Source organism: Frankia tisae (genome assembly GCF_025403405.1).
GTDB lineage: Bacteria > Actinomycetota > Actinomycetes > Frankiales > Frankiaceae > Frankia > Frankia tisai.
Genome location: NZ_JANEZT010000371.1, coordinates 1 through 6,541 on the forward strand (window position 1 = coordinate 1; position 6,541 = coordinate 6,541).

Consider the following 6,541-nt stretch of genomic DNA (forward strand, 5'->3'; position numbering starts at 1 on the left):
GGCGGTGGCTCGGTCAGCTCCTGGCCAGGGTGACGACACCGTCCGCGGCGACGTCACTGCCGGCGAGGACCCGGCCGAGCGCAGCCAGGAACGCGTCGACCTCGGCGGGCAGCCCGGCGGTGACCCGCAGCCAGCCAGGCAGGCCGAGGTCGCGGACGAGCACCCCGGCGTCGAGCAGCCCGCGCCACACCGCGCGCTGGTCTGCGAACAGGCCGAAGAAGACGAAATTGGCGTCGCTGGGCGCGAGCCGAAGACCGAGGGCCTCCACCTCCTGCACGATCCGGTCCCGCTGCGACTTGACCGCCTCCACCGTGGCGAGCAGCTCGTCGGCGTGCGCGAGCGCGGTACGGGCGACCGCCTGGGTGAACGTCGACAGGTGGTAGGGCAGCCGGACCAGCTGCAGCGCGTCGACGACGGCGGGGTGCGCGGCGAGGTAGCCGACCCTCGCGCCGGCCAGGGCGAACGCCTTGCTCATCGTGCGGGTGACGATGAGCCGCGGGTGGCGGGGCAGCAACGTCAGCGCGCTGGGCACCCCGGCCCGGCGGAACTCGGCGTACGCCTCGTCGACGACGACCATGCCGCTGCCCACCCGCGCCATCGCCTCGCAGGCGGCGACGACGACGTCCACGGGCAGGGCCGTGCCGGTCGGGTTGTTCGGCGAGCAGAGGAACAGCAGCGCCGGCCGGTGGCGCTCGACGGCCTCGGCGACGGCCTCGGCGGAGAGGGTGAAATCCGCGGCGCGTTCCTCCCGGACCCACTCCGTCGCCGTGGCCAGGGCGATGAGCCGATGCATCGAGTAGGACGGCTCGAAGCCGACCGCGACCCGGCCAGGCCCGCCGAACGCCTGGCAGAGCTGCTGGATGACCTCGTTGGACCCGTTGGCGGCCCAGACCTGGGCGGTGTGCACGCCGAACCCGGCGTCCGGGGTGAGGTAGTAGGCGAGGTCGGCGCGCAGGGCCTCGGCGTCGCGGTCGGGGTAGCGGTTGGCCTCGGTGGCGGCGAGGGTCGCGGCCTTGCCGAGAGCGTCGACCAGACCGGCCGACGGCGGGTACGGGTTCTCGTTGGTGTTGAGCCGCACCGGCACGTCGAGCTGCGGCGCGCCGTAGGGGGACAGCCCGCGCAGGCTGTCGCGCAACGGCAGCCCGTCGATGTCCAGCGGGCGCCAGGGCCGGTCGTCGCCGGCGTGGCCGGCGTCGGTGCTGCGGGACGCCTGGATCGTCATCGGAATCGAGCCTCCACGGCGTCGGAATGTGCGGTGAGATCCTCGGCCCCGGCGAGCGCGGCGAGGCGCGGGGCGACGGCGTGCAGCGCGTCACGGGTGCTTTCGACGACGTGGACCTGGCGCTGGAAGGCGGCCACGGCCAGGCCGCTGGAGTGACGCGCCGTCCCACCGGTGGGCAGGACGTGGTTGGAGCCGGCGAGGTAGTCGCCCAGCGGAACGGGGGCGTGGGGGCCGACGAACACCGCCCCGGCATGGCGCACCCGTGCGGCGACCGCGCCCGCGTCGGCGGTGTGGATCTCCAGGTGCTCGGCCGCCCAGCCGTCGACGACCGCGAGCCCGGCATCGACGTCGGCGACGATCGCCACGGCGCCCTGGCCGGCCAGGGACTCCTCGACCCGCTCGCGGTGGCGCGTCGCCGGCACCTGCTTGCCGAGCTCGATGTCGACCGCGTCGGCGAGCTCCACCGAGGAGGTGACGAGCAGGCAGGCGGCCATCGGGTCGTGCTCGGCCTGGGCGATGAGGTCGGCGGCGACGAAGGTCGGGTCCGCGGTGGCGTCGGCGAGGATCGCGACCTCGGTGGGGCCCGCCTCCGCGTCCACCCCGACCACGCCGCGCACCAGCCGCTTCGCCGCCGTCACGTAGACGTTGCCCGGCCCGGTGATGACGTCGACGGGCTGGCAGCTCTCGGTGCCGTAGGCGGCCATCGCGACCGCCTGGGCGCCGCCGGCGGCGTAGACCTCGTCGATCCCGAGCAGGGCGCAGGCGCCGAGCACGACGGGGTGCGGCAGGCCGTCGTTGTCCCGCTGCGGCGGGGAGAACACGGCCAGCGAGCCGACCCCGGCCTCCTGGGCGGGCACCACGTTCATCACGACGCTGCTCGGATAGGCGACCCGCCCGCCGGGCACGTACAACCCGACCCGCTCGACCGGCACCCAACGCTCGGTGACCGTCAGGCCCGGCCCGACCTCGATCGTGACCGGCTCGCGCAGCTGCGCGCGGTGCACCACCCGGCTGCGCCGGATCGCCTCGACGAGCGCGTCGCGCACCGCCGGGTCGAGGGCCTCGGCGGCGGCGGTGAGCGCCGCCTGCGGCACCCGCAGGCTGGCCGGACGGACGCCGTCGAACCGGGCGGCGGCGTCCAGAACGGCGGCGTCACCACGGGTCCGCACGTCCTCGCAGATGGGCCGGACCGCGTCGACGGCGACGTCCACGTCGACTGCGGCCCGGGGCAGCAGGCGCCGAACATCGGCGGCGGACGGCACCGTATCCCGCAGATCAAGCCTTCTCAGCACGATACGAGACTAGCCGCCGAGTCGGGGGGTGGTGAAATCACAGCTCACGCCGGGGTGTCACGCTGATCAGCGTGACCGATCCCCGCACCCCGCCGCCCTCGGCCGGTCCGCCCCGCGCGCCAGATCCGACGCCACTCTCAGATGCGACGCCACTCTCAGATGCGACGCCGCCGCCCGCCGCGGCACCGGCCACGGCGGCACCGGCCACGGCGGGGCCCGCGAGCGCCGCACCCGGGGAGTCGCTGGCGACGCTGCTGCACGGCTATCGGGTGCACGCGCGGGCACCCCGCGGTGTTGTGGCGGCGCTGACCGAACGGCCGCGGACCCTGCGCGCCCTGATCCAGGACTCGGGGCTGCCGCGCCGCTCGGTCGAGGAGATCCTCGGCTGCCTCGGCGACGATCTGCGGACCGGTTCCGGCGGGACGTTCGTCCTGCGGCCCGGTGCCGTCGACCGCTACCGCACCATGATCCATTACGACGAGCTGCGCGCGGGCACCACGCTCGACCCGCTCGCCGCGGAGATCGGTCGCCACAGCGCGCTGGTCGCGACGATGCACGAGCTCATCGCCTCGGCTCCGCGCCCGAAAACCGAGCTGGACCATGTGCCGGCCACGGCGGCGACGGTGGTCCGCCGGGCCGTCTGGCTCTCGACGCACTACGACCTGCGCGAGGCCCACCTGCTCTGCGTGGGTGACCACGACCTGACGTCACTGGCCGTCGTTCTGCTGGCCGCCGCGGCGAGCCCGGACCCGGCTCGGCGCGGGCCCGCCGTCACGGTCGTGGACATCGACGAGGACCTGTTGGAGTTCCTCGACCGGACGGCCCGGTCGCGCGACCTGCAGCTTCGGTGCCTGTACGCGGACCTGCGCTTCGGGCTGCCGCCGGCGGTGGCGGGCAGTGCGGATCTTGCCTTCACGGACCCGCCCTACACCCCGCAGGGGGTGTCGTTGTTCGCCGCGCGCGGCGCCCAGAGCCTCGCCGACCGCGAGCGCGGCCGGGTCCTCGTCGCCTACGGGTTCAGCGAGCGGATGCCCACTCTGGGCTGGAAGGTGCAGCGAGCCCTGCTCGACCAGGGTCTCGTCTTCGAGGCGATCTGGCCGGCCTTCCACACCTACGAGGGCGCCGAGGCGGTCGGCGCCCGCGCCGACATGTACGTCTGCCAGCCGACCTCGGCCACCTGGAAGCACCTGGACCGGCCGGTTGCCGCGCGCGGGCCGGCGCCGACGGCGATCTACACCCGTGGCCGGCAGGCCACCGAGAGCCAGTCGGCGCCGCTCGCGGGGCCCTTCGTCGCCGCGGCGACCGGATTCCTGGCGATCTCGCCGGGCCGGGGAGTCTTCGTCGGCGAACGCCCCGAACTGGACGCGGCCCACGCGCACCTCGGGACGGTCCTCGAACGCGGGCTGCCGGCGGCCGCTGCGGGGGCGGGGGCGGGCTGGTCGCTGTCCGCCGTCGCCGACCTGTCCGACGATCCGGGCCCGTGGCTGACGCGGCTGCTGCTGGCGGTCAACGCCGACCGGCTCGCCGTGATCGTGGCGGCCGACCATCCCGTGCTGGGCGCCAAGAATGGCACGCGCCAGGCTCTCGACCCACTGCGGGCGAAGTGGGCGGCCACGCCCGAGTACGACGTTGCCGTCACCGACGGCGGGGACGCGGGTCGAGGCGGGGACGCGGGCCGGCTGGTGACGTTCGCCGCGGTGGACCCCGCCGTTCTCGACTCCGGCGCGCGCCTCGCCCGCTGGCTGCTGGACCGCCCGCACGGCAAGATCGGCAATGTCTGGCGCGACGGCCTGATCCGGATCGCCCGGCAGGCCGACGGTCGGGCGTTGTCCCAGCGGGAGGCCCTGGCGACCGCGCGCCGGGCCGTCGCCGACCCCGATCTGCTCGCCGTCCGGCTGATCGACCTGCCGCGGCACACGCTTGCCTCGACGCTCGCCGCCGCGGTGGCCTGCGTCGACACGCAGAGCGGCGGCGAGGCCGACGGCAGCGGGGTGAGGGCTCCGCGACGCGACGGACAAGCTGCGGGGACGTGGTAACCCTGACGTAGCGGCAGCCCTAGGCTGATACTCATGGCGACGCCCGCAGGCCACCATTTCAAGGGACACGTGCCGGACCCGCCGCCCCAGCCCGCCCTCCGAGGCCAGCCCGACCCGGCCGGCGCCCGGGTCCTCGTAGTCGAGGACGACGAGGGGCTGGGGACGCAGCTCGTGCGCGGGCTGAACCGGGCCGGCTACACGGCGAGCCGTGTCCGCACGGGCAAGGCCGCCCTCGCCCAGGTCACCGGTCCCACCCCGCCCGACCTTGTGCTGCTCGACCTGGGCCTACCGGACATGGACGGCGCCCAGGTATGCCGGGGCATCCGCGAGCGCACCGACACTCCGGTGATCGTCGTGACCGCCCGGGGGGACGAGGCCGACCGGGTCGAGGCACTTGACCTGGGCTCGGACGACTATCTCGTCAAGCCGTTCGGGTTCGCCGAGCTGCTGGCCAGGATGCGGGCCGTGCGCCGGCGCACGGCTGGCCGGACGGCCGAGCGGACGGCCGGTGCGGACGCGGACCTGGTCCGGCACGGCCCGCTCACCCTCGACCGCCGCAGTCACCGCATCACCGTCGGCGGCCACCCCGTCGCCGTCACCGCCCGCGAGTACGACCTGCTGGCTTTCCTCGCCGCCGACCCGGGCCGGGTGCGAACCCGCCAGGAGATCTTCACCGGCGTCTGGGGAGACTGGTTCGGCTCACCGAAGGTCCTCGACGTGCACATCGGCGCGATCCGCCGCAAACTAGGCAAGCCGGAGTTGATCGAGACGGTGTACGGGGTCGGCTTCCGCTTGGCCGGCGTGCCCGATCCCGATCCTTCTCGTGGGGAGCCGGCCGGGCAGCTGGTGGCGCGCGACGGTTGGGGACAGGAGCTGCCGAGCCGATGAGTCGGCGGATCCTCGCCGCCCAGCTTCTGCTGACCGCGGCGCTGCTCGTCGGGTTGTGCATCCCGATGGGCCTGGACGCCACCCGCCATGACCGGGCCCTGTTCGGCCTGCGGCTGACCGCGTCGACGGACGCCTATGCCGCCGAGGTGAAGTGGCGGCGGCTGTCGCCGGGCGCCGCGCCGCTTCCGGTGCCCCGCCGCGACAGCGCGGACGGGCCGCCCGACGAGCTGCGCCTCTACCGCGCGGACGACAGCCCCGTGGCCGGCACCGGCGACGACATCTCGGTGACGCCGGCGGAGCTCGCCCGCGCGCACCACCACAGCGTGACAATCGACCCGAGCGACGCCACCCGGCATCAGATGATCATCGTGACCCCGGTGTCCAATGCGAACGGCCTGGTCGGCATCCTCGCGGTCGCGCGCAGCGACCACGGGCTGCGTTCCTCGATCAACCACCGGTGGACGGTGATCGCCATCGGCGGCGTCCTGGTCGCCCTGGCGGCGCTGGCGATCTCCATCCTGCTGGCCCGCTGGGTGGGCCGCCCGCTGCGCCGGCTCGAACACGCCGCCGGCGAGCTCGGCGCGGGTGACCTGTCGATCCGGGCCCGGGCCGTCGGAGGCCCGTCGGAGGTCCGCCGGGTCGCGACGACCTTCGACGCGATGGCCGACCGGATCCAGTCCCTCGTCGACAGTCAGCGGCACTTCCTCGCCGACGTCTCCCACCAGATCCGCACCCCGCTGACCGCGATGCGGCTGCGCCTGGAGCTGTTGGAGCAGGACGTCGACGCGACGATCGCCGGGGAGGTGGCCGGCACCCTCGTCGAGGTGCACCGGCTGTCGCGCATGGTCGACGGGCTGCTCGCCGTCTCCCGGGCCGAGCACACGCCGACCGCCACCCGGCCGGTTCCCCTCGCGCCGGTCACCGCCCAGCGCTGCCTGATCTGGCGGCCGGTGGCCGCCGCCGCGGACATCGCGCTGACCTGGGACGTCGCCGACACACACATCGTGGCCAGCGCCCCCGGGCACCTGGAGCAGATCCTCGACAACCTGCTCAGCAACGCCCTGGAGGCCACCCCACCCGGCGGCCGGATCCGGGTCGAGTCC

General features: G+C 74.7%; 5 protein-coding genes. 3 read left to right on the forward strand and 2 right to left on the reverse strand.

Annotated features, from left to right (window positions below; translation table 11 throughout):
• Positions 1-13: 13 nt before the first annotated feature.
• Both NBZ85_RS25740 and hisD read right to left on the reverse strand, forming a co-directional pair.
• On the reverse strand, positions 14-1,222 hold the full coding sequence (locus tag NBZ85_RS25740) for a histidinol-phosphate transaminase (RefSeq protein WP_261562756.1): 1,209 nt from the start codon (positions 1,220-1,222) through the stop codon (positions 14-16).
• Complete coding sequence (gene hisD / locus NBZ85_RS25745; RefSeq protein WP_261560484.1) at positions 1,219-2,514, reverse strand: histidinol dehydrogenase; 1,296 nt, start codon at positions 2,512-2,514, stop codon at positions 1,219-1,221. The genes NBZ85_RS25740 and hisD overlap by 4 nt, the downstream gene beginning before the upstream one ends.
• 269 nt (positions 2,515-2,783) lie before the next feature.
• On the opposite strand from hisD, the gene NBZ85_RS25750 reads away from it, so the two are divergent.
• The 3 genes from NBZ85_RS25750 to NBZ85_RS25760 all read left to right on the forward strand — a co-directional run.
• Positions 2,784-4,550, forward strand: coding sequence for a bis-aminopropyl spermidine synthase family protein (locus tag NBZ85_RS25750; RefSeq protein WP_261562757.1), 1,767 nt, complete (start codon positions 2,784-2,786; stop codon positions 4,548-4,550).
• A gap of 33 nt (positions 4,551-4,583) precedes the next feature.
• Complete coding sequence (locus NBZ85_RS25755; RefSeq protein ID WP_261562758.1) at positions 4,584-5,438, forward strand: response regulator transcription factor; 855 nt, start codon at positions 4,584-4,586, stop codon at positions 5,436-5,438.
• On the forward strand, positions 5,435-6,541 hold a 1,107-nt coding region (locus NBZ85_RS25760; RefSeq protein ID WP_261562759.1), incomplete at its 3' end, for a sensor histidine kinase. The genes NBZ85_RS25755 and NBZ85_RS25760, both read left to right, overlap by 4 nt.